We start from the raw sequence: 15,308 nt of genomic DNA on the forward strand, positions 1-15,308 counted from the left end.
CAACGCTCTTCCATATGCCGTTCAAGAGCAGATGGCGAACCCTGCCGACATAGTCCCCAGTTGCCGCGAGCACCCTCGGCCTGGCATGGTCTCTGAACGAAACCACGGTGCGCGACTGGTCGCACAAGGCCGATACCACGTTCGCACCGTCAGCTTTCACGGGGGGAAGCCGTGTCTTCGGTTCAAGGACGCATAGGGTTTCGGAGGGCCCCGGGACATTCCCGACGTACACCTCGACACGATCCGAGCCACTGGCCTCGACGTGACTGCCCGCATCCGCCCAAACCTTTCCATGGTCGTCGAAGGCCTCCATACGACCGTCCGGGAAGTGGAACAGGAACGGCATGTGATCCATCTGTTCGGACCAGTGCAGGTACGTGTCGGACGCCTCGACCGTACTGGTCTTGGTTATCGCACTGCACCCGACCGACAAACCTGTGCTGACGACGATGAACAGGGCGTATCGAAGGGTTCTATTGACGCATGGCATGCTGTTGATTCTCCGGGTAACGTGAAACGAGAGGGGGACCGCCAGGCTCACCGCCGTTCCAGCCGCCGCCCATGGCGCGGATCAGGTCGACGCTGGCCTGCAGTTGACGAGTGCGTACACGCTCAGCCGCGCGCTCGGCCTTCAAGGCCGTCGCCTGGGCCGTTACCACTTCGAGATAGCTGACGACGCCCTCGTTGTAGCGGTTGGTGGCGAGCGCCTGCGATGACTTCGCTGCCTCGGCCGCCGTGTTCTCTTGCCGTCGTTCGCGGCCCAGGGCCTGCAGTAACGACAGGTTGTCTTCCACCTGCTGGAAGGCCTTCAGCACCACGCTGCGGTACTGGGCCGAGGCGGTGGCGAATTCCGCCCGCGCCTCAGCCTCGCGCCCGCGACGCAGGCCACCGTCGAAGAGATTCAACGACACCAATGGGCCGAGGCTCCAGAACTGATTGCCGGCGGCCAGCAAGTCGCCATGACCGACGTCCTGCCAGCCCAAGGCGGCGCCGAGGCTCAGCGTCGGATAAAAGGCCGCGCGCGCGACGCCGATGCCTGCGTTGGCCGCAAAGGCGCGACGTTCCGCGGCTGCGATGTCCGGCCGACGCTGCAACAACGTGGACGGAACGCTCAAGGGAATCACTGGCGGCGTCAACGCGGTAGCACGAGCTTCCAGCGCGAAGGTCGATGCGGGCTCGCCGATCAGTGCCGCAATCGCGTGTTCCGTGAGAGCGCGCCGAACATCCAGGTCCGTGGCCTGGGCTTCGGCATCCGCATACAGCGCGTTTGCCCGGGCGACATCGAGTCCGGACGAAACACCGCCGGCCATGCGGTCCTGTGTCATCGTCTGGCCGTCGCCGAAGGCGACTAGGGAATCCCGGAGGATGCGCAGTTCGACGTCGTCACCGCGCAGTTCGATATAGAGGTCGGCCAGTTGGCCCTGCAAGCTGAGACGGACGGTTGCCAGATCGGCCTGGGCGGCTTCACTCCGTGCCTTACCTTGCGCCACTTCGTTACGGACACGACCCCACAGGTCCAGCTCGTATCCGGCACGGAAGCCGACCGTCCGGCTGTCGTACTCATTGGGCTGATTGGAACCACGTAGCGGCCGGTTATCGGACTGCCGATCGTTCGTGGGGCTTGCTTCGATGCCCGCGTGTGGGGCCTGTTGTGACCCCAGCTCCTGCAGGTACGCGCGCGAGGCGTCCAGCCGCGCCACCGCTACGCCGATATCCGGGTTATTGGCGTTGAGTTTGTTTTCCAGGTCATCCAGCACCGGGTCGCCATATACCTTCCACCAAGGGCCCTTCCCAGCGGCGTCATCAGGCCGGGCCATGCTCCAGCCTTTCGGATAGGCAGCTCCCTTGTACGCCGCAGGCAGCTCGCCCACGGTCGGCCTGACATAGGCCGGCGCGAGCGAGCAACCACCCAGGGCCAGCAGCACGACGCAGCACCACGCGCGCATGGTCGACTCATGCACTCTTGTCATGGCGGCTCTCATCGGCCTGCGGCAGCGCCAGACGTACGACATCGCCCTGGCTCAGCGAGTCGGTGGGATGGTCGATGATCCGGTCGTGCGGGAGCAGGCCCTGATCGATCTGGAGCGTGTCGCCCAGATCCATCGCGATGTGGACGTCGCGCAACAGGACCTTGCTGTCAGGGCCCAACACTGCAACCTGGGGCCCAGCCGCACGGAACAGCAGCGTGGTCGCTGGTATCGTCACCGTGTTCGCGGCAGCGTGCGTGCTCAGATGGACTTCGGCGAAATCACCCGGCAGCAGATCCTGCTGCGGATTCTCAACCTCGAACTGCGCCAATAACGTGCCTGATGTCCGGTTGATGGCCCGCGAGGTGCCAATCAACGTGCCCTCCACGGTTTCGCCGCCGTGACCCAGGACCAGCAGCCTCACCTTCATACCGGGCACGATCGACGACGCATATCCTTGCGGCACCTGTGTGTACAGACGCATCCTGCTGGTGTCCGCGACGGAGAACAGCGGCTCTCCGCCGTTCGTGTTGGCCGTGATGAGGTCACCAATGTCCGTGTTGCGCGCCGTCACCGTGCCGTCGAACGGCGCGACGATGCGCTTGAACGATTCGAGCGCCACCAGGCGATCCACGTCAGCGCGTGCGGCAAGCTCATTCGCCCCTGCCGTCTCGGCCTCGCTGGCTTTCTCGTCGGCTTCCTGCTTCGACACCGAGTGCGATGCGAGCAGGTTGTTCCAGCGTCGCGCTGTGGTGTCGGCCAGACGCACGCTGGCCTGAGCACGCACGAGTTCGGCCTTGGCCTGCTCGAACTGCTGATCCAGCTCGGGCGTCTCGATCAGCCCCAACAACTGGCCGGCGTGCACCTTCTCGCCGATGTCCACGTTCCATTGCTTCAGATAGCCGCCAACGCGTGCGTGGATGGGGGCCGCGATCCATGCATCGAGGTGGCCCGGCAAGGTGAGCCCTTGCGTACCGCTCAATGCGGATGCCGAGATCACCTGCACGCTCGGCGTGAGCTGCGCCTGTGTCCACGCACTGAGGTCGCGTGATTCAACAGCACGTAACGCAAGCCCGGCAACGACGCCGACCGATGCGATCACGACGCCCATGGCAAGGGCCAGCCGAACGCGGAGTGGCCGCCCCGGTGCCGGCGTGATGGCATCATGCGACATGAGGCTGCTCTCCGATGAGGTGGTGGCCAGACCGGACAGTCGCGACGCGACCGTGCACGATGGCGAAGATGACGGGTACGAAAAGCAGCGTGGCAAACGTCGCAAACAGGAGGCCGCCGATCACGGCACGGCCGAGTGGCGAGTTCTGCTCCTGGCTCAGCGCCATGGGCAGCATGCCGATGATCATCGCCAGCGCGGTCATGCATACCGGGCGGAAACGAGTGAAGCCTGCCTCGAGCGCCGCCCTGACGGGATCGCCGTGCTCGGCGAGCCGTTCGCGGCAGAAGGTCACCACGAGGATCGCATTCGCGGTTGCCACGCCCATGCACATGATCGCGCCCGTAAGCGCCGGCACCGAAAGGCTCGTGTGAGTGAGAAACAGCATCCACACGATGCCGGCGAGCGCCGCAGGAAGCGCCGTGACGATCACGAAGGGATCGAGCCACGACTGGAAATTGACCACGATGAGTAGGTAGATCAGCACGACGGCGCCAACGAGACCGAACAGCAGGCCACTGAAGGCCTCGTTCATCGTGCCCACCTGGCCATGCAGACTGACCAGCGAGCCCTTGGGCCGTTGCGATGCAAATCGGGCCAGCACATTTTGTACGTCGCTGGCCACGCCACCCAGATCACGCCCTTGAATGGAGGCGTAGATGTCGTATGCGGGCATGATGTTGTAGTGGGACACGACCGCGTCACTCGGCCCACGGGTGAAACTGGCGACACCACCCAGGATCTGCGCGGCACCGTCGCCGGACGCCGTCACCGGCAAGGCCTTGAGGTCGGCCATGGAATCCATGAGGTACTGCGGCGTGGAAGCAACGATGGCATAGGAAACGCCATTCTTCGGATTCAACCAGAAGGCGGGAGCCACCTGGGCGCTGCCGGCCAGCGAGGACACCATGCTGTTGGTGACATCGCGCTCGGTGATACCCAGACTATCGGCACGCACGCGGTCCACCTTGACGTTGAGCTGCGGGTAGCTGGAGCTTTGTTGAAGGCGCACGTCGACGATGCCATCGATCTTGCGCAGCTCCTTCATGATGTGTTCCGCGTATGCCTCATTGCCTTTCCTGTCGCGGCCGGCAATGGATACGTCCAGCGGCGAGGGAGAGCCGAAGTTGAGGATCTGGCTGGTCATGTCCGATGGCAGGAAGGCAAACTGCGTACCGGCGAAGCGGCGCGGAAGCGTCTCCCGCAAGCGCTTGATGAAGTCGGCCGCCGGCCGGTGCCCTTCCTTCAGCACGATCTGTATGTCGCCATCCTGGGACCCGATGGTGCCGCTACTGCTGTAGACCAGGTTCACGCCGCTCAAGGGCAGACCGATGTTATCGATGATGGTGTCCAGCTGGTCGGGGGGAATGACATCGCGAATGGCTCGCTCGATGTGGTCGAACTCCGAAGCGGTCTCTTCCACGCGCGTACCCATGGGGGCGCGCACGTGCATCGAGATGGCATCGGAGTCGACCGTGGGAAAGAAGTCACGACCGAGCGAAGGAACGAGTGCGAAGGAAGCCAGAACAAAACCCAGGAAGCCCACGACAAAACGCTTGCGATGATCCATCGCGATGGCGAGCGTGCCGTAGTAAGTATCCCGAACGAGGGTGAAGCGCCGCTCGAACCCGGCCTGAAACGCCAGCAGGCCACGCACCACGACGCCATGCTGCGTCGGGCGATGCTGGTCGCCTTCGTGATGATTGAGGTAGGCGTCCTCCGGGTGAGCGCCCCCGCCATCTTCGACGTGATGCGGCTTCAGAAGGAACATGGCCAGCGTCGGTACCAGCGTGCGCGAAAGAAGGAAAGACGACACCATCGCGAAGATCACCGCCAGCGCCATCGGGCGGAACAGGAAACCGGCAATCCCGTCGAGCATGAACATCGGCACGAACACGATGCAGATGCAGAGGAGCGAGACGAAGGCTGGCGTAACGATCTGCTTCGCGCCATCCATGATGGCGGTCATCACGCCCTTGCCTTGCTCCAGGTGCCAGTTGATGTTCTCGATGGTGACCGTCGCATCATCGACGAGGATGCCCACGGCAAGCGCGAGGCCACCCAGGGTCATGACATTCAGGGTCTGCCCGAATAAAGCGAGCAGGGCGATGGCCGACAGGACCGACAGAGGAATGGATAGCGCGATGATGACCGTGGATCGCCAACTACCCAGGAACAGCAGGATCATCACCGAGGTAAGCACCGCGGCAATCACCCCCTCGCGCGCAACCGATGCCACAGCGGACTTCACGAAGACGGACTGATCGCCCAGCAGACTCATCGTCAGCGATTTGGGCTGGGTTTCCCCGATCAGAGGGAGCAGCTTCTTGATCCCGGCGACGACATCGAGCGTGGATGCGTTGCCGTTCTTCAGCGCTGGCATGAGTACTGCGCGCTTGCCGTCGACGCGAACGATATTGTTCTGTGGTGGCGCACCGTCGCGAACATGGGCGACGTCACCGATGGTGATCGTGGCGCCATTGACCGTCTTGATCGGCAGATCGTTCAGTTCGTCGATTGCGGTCGGACTGTTGTTGAGCTGGACGTGATACTCGAACGTGCCTATTTTCGCCGTGCCGACGGGAATGATCTGGTTCTGCGCGGCCAATGCACTGCTCACGTCCTGCGCGGAAAGGCCCTTGGCTGCCAGGGCGCGGGGATTGAGGTCCAGCGTCACCTGTTTCTGCTTGCCGCCGTACGGCGTCGGAATGGCAACGCCGGGAACCGATATCAGTGTCGGCCGCATGAAGTTCTGCGCGATGTCACGGATGGTGGCTTCCGATAGCACCGGACTGGACAATGCCATCTGCAACACCGGCACCGTGGAAGCGTTGTAGTTGAGAATCAGCGGCGGCGTGATCCCGGGTGGCATCTGCTTCACCACCGTTTGCGAAATGGAGGTGACCTGTGCCGTCGCCGTGCGAATGTCCACGCCCGGCTGGAAGAAGATTTTCACGATACCCACGCCAGGCAACGACTGCGACTCGATGTGCTCGATATCGTTGACCGACGTGGTGAGCTGTCGCTCGTAGTAGTAAATCACGCGTCCGGACATCTGGTCCGGTGGCAGACCGTTATAGGTCCAGACGACGCTGATCACCGGAATGCCGATGTTCGGAAAGATGTCCGTCGGCGTGCGCAGGACGGCGAGCGGTCCCGCGATCAGGATCAACAGGGCCAGCACGATGAAGGTGTATGGACGCGATAATGCGATGCGGACTAGCGCCAGCATGCAGAAAACTCTTGTCGCGTCGCGGATTGTCTTGGCGCGTTACGTTTCATCGGCGGTATCGATGGCATCTGACCTTGGCATGAGTGCCTGGGGTCATTCTCCGTACCGATGCTTGTGGAAATCTTTTGTCTGCGAAGGAAATCCGGTGTAACGCCAGCTCGCCTAGCGGGCCGCGATCGAAATGTGCACGAGAAGGCCTTGCCCGGACGGTGCTTCCAACAAGGTAATCCAGCCATCGTGCAGTTCGACGGCGCGCTGGACGATGCTCAAACCGAGACCGAACCCCGCCTCCTTGCTATCGGCCCCACGGTGGAAACGCTGGAATGCCGCCTCGCGCCGTTCCGCGGGAATACCCGGACCGTCGTCGCAAACCGTGATCAGCGCCCTGCCTCCCTCGCGCGCCAGTCCGATGTCCACACGACTGCGGTCGGGCGTATGACGCAGTGCGTTCTCCACCAGGTTGCGAATCATTGCGGTCAGGGCCACTTCGTGACCGGACACGATCAGCTCAGGCTCGTCGTGGTTCAGACTGAGTTCGATTTCTTTCTCGGCGATGCCCGGCGCCAGCTCCTCAACCACCTCAGTAGCAAGGGTGACCAGGTCGAGCGGTACACGGTGCTGTGACGCGGCGCCCGCTTCGAGCCGCGCCATAGCCAGGATTTGCTCGATGCGGCGTGCGAGCCGTGCGAGGCTGCGGCGCGCGTTACGCACCGTGTATTGGATCTCCACCGGATCGTCGGTGATGAGCGCGCTCTCCATGTGGATCATGGTGGCGGCGAGCGGCGTCCGTAGTTCGTGGGCAACATCACCTGCGAAGCGTTGCTCGCGTTCAATGGCGTCCTCAAGACGCTCCAGTTGCTGGTTGAGGGTAACGATGAGTGGCTTGATCTCGTCCGGCGAGCCGTCGACGGCAATCAGCTTGCGGCTGCCGGGTTCGCGGCGCGCAAGGACGCGGGTAAGCGTGTCCACCGGCCTGAGGCCACGCCTGACGGCAAGGCCCGCCAGAAACGCGAGCATCGGCAAGCCGATCACCAGGGGCAGACCGTGCTCCAGGATCAGTCCGTTTGTAATGTCACTTCGGTTATCCGCGCGCTCGCCGATGCGAATCGTGAGATTGAAACGATTGGTCAGCGTGAACAACCGCCAGCGCGCGCCACCATGCTCCATGTCGCTGAAGCCGTGTTCACCGTGCCCTGGCGGCGGGAGGTCAGCGAGATTGGCGGTGGCCGCAATCAGGGTGCCATGAGGGTCGTACGCCTGGAAGCCGACCTCGGGCTCGTAGTTGCGTGCATGCACCGAGATCACGACGGCGCCGTGCTGGGCCTCGGTGGCCAGTTGCAATGTGCGGGTGGGGTCCTGCCCCGCATAGCCGCCCTGGCCATAAGCAATCAGCGTACCCAACGTGCGCCCAGCCTCGGCCAGGCGTCCGTCGAGCAGATGATTCATCTCATGCCGTTCGCTCTGGTAGCTGAAAACACCCAAGGGGATGAGCACCACCACCTGCACGAGGATGATCAACCATGTGATGCGCGCGCGGAGGCTGCTCGATGTCACTTCGGCTCCCTCGGCATCATGTAGCCGATGCCGCGCACGGTCTGGATCACCTCCGCGCTCAGCTTGCGACGCAGCCAATGCACGTGCACCTCGATGGCGTTGCGGTCTACCACGGTGTCGAAGCCATACACCGAACCCTCGAGGGACTCGCGCCTCACGATCCGGCCGGCGCGTTCCATAAGGATGCGCAGCACGGCGAACTCACGGCGCGTGAGCGCAATGCGTTCGCCGCGAAAGGTGACATCCGTCGTGTCCAGGTCGAGTACCAGGCCGCCGACCTCCACGCGGTTGTCAACCAGACCCTGGGCCCGGCGCGTCAACGAGCGAATACGAGCGGCCAGCTCACCCAGGTGGAAGGGTTTGACCAGATAGTCGTCGGCGCCCAGGTCGAGACCCTTGATCCGGGCCTCCGGGGCGTCCCGCGCCGTCATCACAAGGATCGGCGTCTTCACCCCCGCCCGCCGGGCTTCCAGCAGGACTTCCAGGCCATCCTTGCCCGGCAGACCCAGGTCGAGCAGCACCAGGTCGACCGAGCCATCAGCCAGTGCTGCCGCGCCGTGGCGGCCGTCGGTAAGCCAGGTCACCGCGTAGGATTGCTGCTCAAGCGCGTGCTTGATCGCTTCGCCCAGCTCGGCGTCGTCTTCCAACAGGAGGAGGTGCATGGCGGGGGTGCGGGCTCGGTATCGGCAGGGATCGAGGGCAGCATGATCCCCGAGAAGGCTTTTCCCAACCTTTTTGCGCCATGCGCTACTTCGAGGTCACCGGGGGCGACACCGGGTCGATGGCGCCCACGCTGACGTGCCCGCTCCAGTCCTCGAATACGTCGGCAGCCTTGCTGTCGACGTATTTCACAACGACCGGCGACGGCGGACACGAAGCCGCCAATGAGCTCATCGCGCCGGCGTCCAGGGTCCCCGGACCACCCATGTCCCGTGCATCCCGCGTGCCCTCCATGCAATAGGTCCCGGTCGCGGCGGCGCCGACCAGACGGCGGGTGCCGTCCTGATAACGTTGCTCGGCTCGCGGCGCGGCGACAGCATCCGCGTAGGTTTTCTTCAGTGATGCGAGGTAGTCGTCCGCCTTGGCCAGTTCCGCAGGGCTCAGCTGAGCCTTCAACTCGTCGTAGGGCGCCTGGAAACGCGGCGTATGTCGCTCGGATGCCAACGCGAACCAGGCCAGGGCGAGCGGCCGATTCACCGGCTGCTGGTCACCGTTGAGGGCCATGACGCCCAGGACATACTGCGCGGGTTTGCTGGCCCAGCTCGCTGCTTCCTTGAAGAACTTATCGGCGTAGCGGTGTTTGTTCTCGCCGTAGCTCTGGGTGGCAAGGCAATAGAAATACTCACCGGGGAGAAACTTCTCCATACCCGAGATGCACTTTGCGGCGGCCAGTTGCTCGTTGCTAGGCGGCGCTGTCGATGTTTGAGCATCCTGGGCCTTGAGCGCTGGCGCGCCGAGGCAGAGCAGAACGGTAAGAAGGGCCGTTCCGACGCGACCTGATGACATGCTCCGACGTGACTTAGGCATCGTGTATCTCTCCGTGATTCCGCAAAGTCTAGCTGCAGAAATATCCCAGGAGAACGGCGCGAAAATGCGACATGTCCGCACGAGTTTGCGAGCTTAAGGAGAGAGAGCAATGATGGCGTCGAACACCTATCACGTTGATCCCGAGGCAACAGCCCATGAGCTGATGAATGCCGCCACCGAATGGCTTCAGTTTGATCGTGGCCTTACTGGACTACTGGCCGATCTGGTGCACGACGCCGATATGGTCGACTGCCAGCGCATGGCGCTTGGATTGGAAGCGATCGGCGCACTGACCCAGATGGGCGTGCAATGCACGGCGCAGGCTCACGTGTGAATGTGCTGGGAGAAGACTGCGGGGAACGGGTCTACGCCATTGTGGAGAATCGTTGGGCTCTTCTGACTCGGGCCTGCGCCTGCACCACGTACCCGTATCCGGATGCGAAATTTCGTGCACATGCAGTGCTCGATGGTATTGAGAGCATCCCCTCGCAACACCGACGCACTGGCTCGGAACAGCCCGTTGATCGACCTACCGATATCGCCACTCACGGGTGACGCGACTCTCCCATCGGTCCAATGGTAGGTTCGCATTCGCGGCACGCGCAGGAGCGCCTTGAATGGATTCGAACTACCAGGCCTTGGTCGACGCTGTCATCCAGGCCGAGACTGCCGGTCACCCACGTCACGAACTGGTGTTGCACATAGGAGCGACGCCGCAATGTGTTCAAGGCGTGGGTTTCGAAGACTTACCGTTGGTGATCAAGGCGAAGACTGTTGGAAAGGCTTACTTCGACCATTGCGTCGCACTTGCTCTCTTGAAACGGCTGCCAGACATCGTCGGCGCCCCCAAAGCGATCTTCCGGTCGGATACGCAGGCAGGCTCGGTGGTGGTACTTACTTTTGAACTGCACGGCGGCCATCCCATTGTCGTGCCGGTCGCTCCCCGTCGCCAGGTAGGTCGATCCGACTTCGTCAATGAAGTGACGAGCATCTACGCCAAGGAAGGCCCGAACCGAATCGCGCGATGGGCGCAAGCGGGGCTGCTCTTATGGCAGCCATAAAAAAACCGCATCCCACTCGACATTTCGGCTCTGTTCGCCTGGTGTGGAGTTTGGATACGGCAAGCCTGATTTTAGTCCCGCCGTGGAACAAAGGCAACTCTGAAGAGTCGTATCGCCCAGATATCGGACCGACACCGCTCACCGGTGCGAGGCAGGCCTTAGTAATGGAGCGGGTGAAGGGAATCGAACCCTCGTCAGTAGCTTGGGAAGCTACAGCTCTACCATTGAGCTACACCCGCGTCGGCAGGGGATGGTAATACGTCAGCGCAGTGAGGGGAAAGGTGGCGCCCGGCTGAACGCTCCGGGGAGGCGCCCCGCCGGCCCTCGGCGGCAAGCGCATAATCGTGCCAGGGAATTCTTACGAGGACCGGGCCATGCGTCGATTGCTCTCGCTTTCCATCACCGCAGCGCTGGCTCTGGGCGCGATCGGTGCGACCTCGGCCCAGTCCCGAACGGTGTCCACCGCCGACATGCCCAAGCCCGGCGTCAGCTATATCTCCGGCCCCTCGACGCCGGAGCGCCGGGAAACCGTGAGCACCGGTACCCTGCCCCAGCCCGCCCGGCTTTATGTGAACGGCCAGGTTTCGGATGGTGGCTATGACAGCCAGGGCGGGGCCTATGGCAATGGAGGCTATGACAACCAGACCGCCAACACCAACGGTGGTGGCTATTATTCGGGCGGCTACGGCAACTATCCCGGAAATGGCAATTACCCTGGCGGCGGCAACGGATACGGCCACGGTCATGACCACGACCACGGCGGCTATCCCGGCAACGGCGGCTACCCAGGGAATGGTGGATACCCCGGCAATGGTGGTGGCAACGGCGGCAACGGCTACCAGCCGCCCGGCAACTCGAGTTCCGTCGTCTTGAAGCCCAAGCCGCCGACCGGCAAGCCGATGGTCAAGGTCGCTCCGCCACCCAGGCAGGACCGCGACTCGAACCGCAACGGCAACAACGGCTGGAATGCCTATCCCCAGCCGATTCCCGTCAACACCGGCGTGAACGCCAATCGCCCCTCCCAGCCCGGAACCGGCATGGGCACCGGCAACCAACCCGGCACGGGCATACCCCTCCGCAGCGGTGGTAACAACGGCGGCGGCTACGGTTACGGGCACGGCCGCTGAGGCCTCCTGTTCGCGGCGGCTACGGCCGCCCGTTACAATCGGCGGATGCATATCACCCTCAATGGCGATGCGCGTGACTGCGCGCCCGGCACATCCGTGTCGACCCTGCTCGATGCCGCCGGCTATGCCGGCAAGCGCGTGGCCGTGGAAGTGAATTTAGAGATCGTGCCGCGCAGCGCGCACGCGACCCACCTGCTCGCCGACGGCGACCGGGTCGAGATCGTCCATGCCATTGGCGGCGGCTGAGCCGCGCCCACCGACGGAAGACCCCGCATGAACCACTACTCCCCCGCTGGCGACGATCTCCTCACCGTTGCCGGACGTACGTTCCACTCGCGCCTGCTCACCGGCACGGGCAAGTACAAGGATTTCGACGAGACCCGTCGGGCAACGGAAGCCGCTGGTGCGCAGATCGTCACCCTGGCCATCCGCCGGGTGAACATCGGCCAGGACGCGAGCCAGCCCAACCTGCTCGATGCCCTGCCGCCGGATCGTTTCACTCTGCTGCCGAACACGGCCGGCTGCTACACCGCCGACGACGCCGTGCGCACCTGCCGCCTCGCCCGTGAACTCCTCGACGGCCACAATCTGGTCAAGCTCGAAGTGCTCGGTGACGAGCGCACGCTTTACCCCGACGTGGTGCAGACGCTGGTCGCCGCCGAAAAACTGGTCGCCGATGGCTTCGATGTCATGGTCTACACCTCGGACGACCCGATTCTCGCGCGCCGCCTCGAAGCCATCGGTTGCGCGGCGATCATGCCGCTGGCCGCACCGATCGGTTCGGGGCTCGGCATCCAGAACCGCTACAACCTGCTCGAGATCATCGAGAACGCGAAGGTACCGGTGATCGTCGACGCGGGTGTCGGCACGGCTTCGGACGCCGCCATTGCGATGGAGCTGGGCTGCGACGGCGTACTGATGAATACGGCGATTGCCGGTGCCAAGAACCCGGTACTGATGGCGCATGCGATGAAGCTTGCCGTCGAAGCCGGTCGCGCCGCGTTCCATGCCGGCCGCATTCCGCGCAAGCGCTTCGCCTCGGCGTCGAGCCCCATCGATGGGCTGGTCGGCTGACATGACGCAAGACGACGACACCCCGGGCGACGCACCCTACCTCCGCCGTATTCGCAGCTTCGTCCTGCGCGAAGGCCGGATGACGACGGCGCAGCAACGCGCCTTCGACGATCACTGGTCCCGTTTCGGGCTCGACTACAACGCAAGCGAACGAGACCTCAGCGCAACGTTCGGCCGCGAGGCACCCCGGGTGCTCGAAATCGGCTTCGGCAATGGTGAGGCACTCGCCTGGGCCAGCGAGCATGATCTGGCTCGCGACTATATCGGCGTGGAGGTGCACAGCCCGGGTGTCGGCCGCCTGATGAACGCGCTCGCCGCCCGCGAGGCAAGCAACGTGCGCGTCTACAAGCACGATGCCGTCGAGGTCCTCGAGCACGAGATCCCCGCGGGCAGCCTGTCCGAAGTCCGCATCTGGTTTCCCGATCCCTGGCACAAGAAGCGCCATAACAAGCGCCGACTGGTCCAGCCGGCCTTCGTCCAGCTGCTGGCCTCACGCATGGCCCCGGGCGGCCTGCTCCACCTGGCCACCGACTGGGAGGCGTATGCGGAACACATGCGCGAGACGATGGAAGCCGCCGAAGGCTGGCATAACCGCGTCGGCCCGGGCGTGAGCGCCGAGCGGCCCGCGTGGCGCATCGAGACCCACTTCGAGCGTCGCGGCACGCGGCTCGGCCATGGCGTCTGGGATTATTTGTACGAATGGCGCGGTTTGACCACGACACCTTGACCGCTTAACTGGCATAAGGGGGGCTTCGTGCTTACGGAGTCCCCCCGATGTCCATTTCAAGCGTCGCCGATCTGATTGCGGAAACCCTCGAAGAAGCCGGCGTCCGCCGCATTTACGGCCTGGTCGGCGACAGCCTCAACGCCATTACCGATTCCCTGCGCGAACGCAACCGCATCGATTGGGTGCATGTGCGCAATGAAGAGGCGGCCGCGTTTGCTGCCGGTGGCGAATCCCAGCTGACCGGCGAACTCGCGGTCTGCGCCGGCAGCTGCGGCCCCGGTAACCTGCACCTGATCAACGGCTTGTTCGACTGCAACCGCTCGCGCACTCCCGTGCTGGCTATCGCCGCACATATTCCGAGCGCCGAGATCGGTAGCGGCTATTTCCAGGAAACCCATCCGACCGAGCTGTTTCGGGAATGCAGCGTGTACTGCGAGATGGTGTCCGATCCCGCGCAGATGCCCCATGTGCTCGACTCGGCCATCCGCGCCGCGGTCGGCCAGCGTGGCGTGGCCGTGGTGGTGATTCCCGGCGACGTGGCGATGCGCAAGGCACTCGTGAAGGCGGTCACGCCAGCCGCTGGACTGTTACCGCCCAAGCCCAAGGTGATTCCGGCCGAGCGCGAACTCGATGCCCTCGCCGCCCTGCTCAACGCAGGCAAGCGCATCACCCTGCTTTGTGGCCGCGGCACCGCGGGTGCCCACGACGACCTGATCGCCCTGGCCGATGCCCTGAAGTCGCCGATCGTGCATGCGCTCGGGGGCAAGGAATACGTCGAGTACGACAACCCGTTCGACGTCGGCATGACAGGCCTGATCGGTTTCAGCTCCGGCTACTACGCGATGGAAGACTGCGACACCCTCCTTATGCTTGGCACCGATTTCCCGTACCGGCAGTTCTATCCGGAGGACGCAAAGATTGCCCAGGTGGACCTGCGCCCCGGCAATATCGGTCGGCGATGCCGCGTCGACCTCGGCGTCGTCGGCGACGTGGGCGAAACGATCCGCGCCCTGCTTCCCCGCATCGAACCCAAGCGCGTGCGCGGCCATCTCGATCGCTGCCTCGCGCATTACACACGCGCTCGCCAGGATCTGGACGAACTCGCCGTGATCGAACCCGGCCACGACCTGATCCATCCGCAACAGCTCACGCGCCTGGTCAGCGAGCTGGCGGAAGAGGATGCGATCTTCACTGTGGACGTCGGCACGCCCACCGTGTGGGCCGCGCGCTACCTGCGCATGAACGGCAAGCGCCGTCTGCTGGGTTCCTTCGTGCACGGCTCGATGGCCAACGCCATGCCTCAGGCGATCGGCGCACAGGCGTCGCATCCGGATCGCCAGGTCGTCTCGCTCTCAGGCGACGGCGGCTTCACCATGCTGATGGGTGACTTCATCACCCTCGCCCAGCAAGGCCTCCCGGTGAAGGTGATCGTGCTCAATAACGGCACCCTGGGCTTCGTCGAGCTGGAAATGAAGGCCGCCGGACTATTGGAAACCGGCGTGGAACTAAAGAACCCGGATTTCGCCGCCATGGCGAATGCGATGGGCATCCACGGCCGTCGCGTCAGCCGCGCCAGTGATCTGCCCTCGGCCGTCGCCGAGGTGCTTTCGCACGACGGCCCTGCCCTTCTTGACGTGGTCAGCAATCGCCTCGAACTGTCCATGCCACCGAAAATCAGCGGCGAGCAGGTGAAGGGTTTCAGCCTGTATGCGTTGAAGGCCGTAATGAGCGGACGCGGTGATTCGATCATCGACCTGGCCCTGAGCAACCTGAGTCGTTGAGGACCCGAAAAGCGGGCCGTATCACGGCCCGCTTCAGCCGGGAGCCACCCCCAACGCGTATACTCCTGCGGCATCAATCGCCGCCTG

13 protein-coding genes and 1 tRNA gene are annotated in these 15,308 nt (G+C 63.8%); 7 read left to right on the forward strand and 7 right to left on the reverse strand.

Annotated features, from left to right (window positions below; translation table 11 throughout):
• Positions 1 to 473: 473 nt before the first annotated feature.
• The 6 genes from HB634_RS18945 to HB634_RS18970 form a co-directional block, all read right to left on the reverse strand.
• A complete protein-coding gene (locus tag HB634_RS18945; protein WP_213949728.1) occupies positions 474 to 1,970 on the reverse strand; it encodes an efflux transporter outer membrane subunit in 1,497 nt (498 codons plus the stop codon).
• On the reverse strand, positions 1,954 to 3,141 hold the full coding sequence (locus HB634_RS18950; protein WP_213949729.1) for an efflux RND transporter periplasmic adaptor subunit: 1,188 nt from the start codon (positions 3,139 to 3,141) through the stop codon (positions 1,954 to 1,956). The genes HB634_RS18945 and HB634_RS18950 overlap by 17 nt, the downstream gene beginning before the upstream one ends.
• The gene (locus tag HB634_RS18955) at positions 3,131 to 6,370 is read right to left on the reverse strand and encodes an efflux RND transporter permease subunit (RefSeq protein WP_213949730.1); all 3,240 of its coding nucleotides are present in this window, start codon (positions 6,368 to 6,370) and stop codon (positions 3,131 to 3,133) included. The genes HB634_RS18950 and HB634_RS18955 overlap by 11 nt, the downstream gene beginning before the upstream one ends.
• 162 nt (positions 6,371 to 6,532) lie before the next feature.
• Complete coding sequence (locus HB634_RS18960; RefSeq protein WP_213949731.1) at positions 6,533 to 7,924, reverse strand: ATP-binding protein; 1,392 nt, start codon at positions 7,922 to 7,924, stop codon at positions 6,533 to 6,535.
• Positions 7,921 to 8,586 (reverse strand): response regulator, encoded by a 666-nt coding sequence (locus HB634_RS18965; protein WP_213949732.1) that lies wholly within the window; start codon positions 8,584 to 8,586, stop codon positions 7,921 to 7,923. Before HB634_RS18965 ends, HB634_RS18960 begins: the two co-directional genes overlap by 4 nt.
• An 85-nt stretch (positions 8,587 to 8,671) precedes the next feature.
• The gene (locus HB634_RS18970) at positions 8,672 to 9,451 is read right to left on the reverse strand and encodes a hypothetical protein (RefSeq protein WP_213949733.1); all 780 of its coding nucleotides are present in this window, start codon (positions 9,449 to 9,451) and stop codon (positions 8,672 to 8,674) included.
• 109 nt (positions 9,452 to 9,560) lie between these two features.
• On the opposite strand from HB634_RS18970, the gene HB634_RS18975 reads away from it, so the two are divergent.
• Complete coding sequence (locus HB634_RS18975) at positions 9,561 to 9,785, forward strand: hypothetical protein (protein ID WP_063571194.1); 225 nt, start codon at positions 9,561 to 9,563, stop codon at positions 9,783 to 9,785.
• A gap of 283 nt (positions 9,786 to 10,068) precedes the next feature.
• Positions 10,069 to 10,512 (forward strand): hypothetical protein, encoded by a 444-nt coding sequence (locus HB634_RS18980; RefSeq protein WP_063571195.1) that lies wholly within the window; start codon positions 10,069 to 10,071, stop codon positions 10,510 to 10,512.
• 165 nt (positions 10,513 to 10,677) lie between these two features.
• Here the strand turns inward: HB634_RS18980 and HB634_RS18985 are convergent.
• Positions 10,678 to 10,751: transfer RNA gene (locus HB634_RS18985), tRNA-Gly, on the reverse strand.
• Between the two features lie 135 nt (positions 10,752 to 10,886).
• On the opposite strand from HB634_RS18985, the gene HB634_RS18990 reads away from it, so the two are divergent.
• From HB634_RS18990 to poxB, 5 genes are read left to right on the forward strand one after another with little or no spacing between them, the layout of a single operon-like run.
• Positions 10,887 to 11,639: a hypothetical protein gene (locus HB634_RS18990; RefSeq protein WP_213949734.1), complete on the forward strand. Its 753-nt coding sequence runs from the start codon at positions 10,887 to 10,889 to the stop codon at positions 11,637 to 11,639.
• A 45-nt stretch (positions 11,640 to 11,684) separates the two neighbouring features.
• Positions 11,685 to 11,885, forward strand: a complete 201-nt coding sequence (gene thiS / locus HB634_RS18995; RefSeq protein ID WP_063571197.1) for a sulfur carrier protein ThiS — start codon at positions 11,685 to 11,687, stop codon at positions 11,883 to 11,885.
• A 27-nt stretch (positions 11,886 to 11,912) separates the two neighbouring features.
• On the forward strand, positions 11,913 to 12,713 hold the full coding sequence (locus HB634_RS19000) for a thiazole synthase (protein WP_063571198.1): 801 nt from the start codon (positions 11,913 to 11,915) through the stop codon (positions 12,711 to 12,713).
• Between the two features lies 1 nt (position 12,714).
• A complete protein-coding gene (gene trmB / locus HB634_RS19005) occupies positions 12,715 to 13,440 on the forward strand; it encodes a tRNA (guanosine(46)-N7)-methyltransferase TrmB (RefSeq protein WP_213949735.1) in 726 nt (241 codons plus the stop codon).
• 47 nt (positions 13,441 to 13,487) lie between these two features.
• Positions 13,488 to 15,221: a ubiquinone-dependent pyruvate dehydrogenase gene (poxB, locus tag HB634_RS19010; protein ID WP_213949736.1), complete on the forward strand. Its 1,734-nt coding sequence runs from the start codon at positions 13,488 to 13,490 to the stop codon at positions 15,219 to 15,221.
• The last annotated feature ends 87 nt before the right edge of the window (positions 15,222 to 15,308 follow it).

It is taken from the genome of Luteibacter sp. dw_328, assembly GCF_018449605.1.
Classification (GTDB): Bacteria; Pseudomonadota; Gammaproteobacteria; order Xanthomonadales; family Rhodanobacteraceae; genus Luteibacter.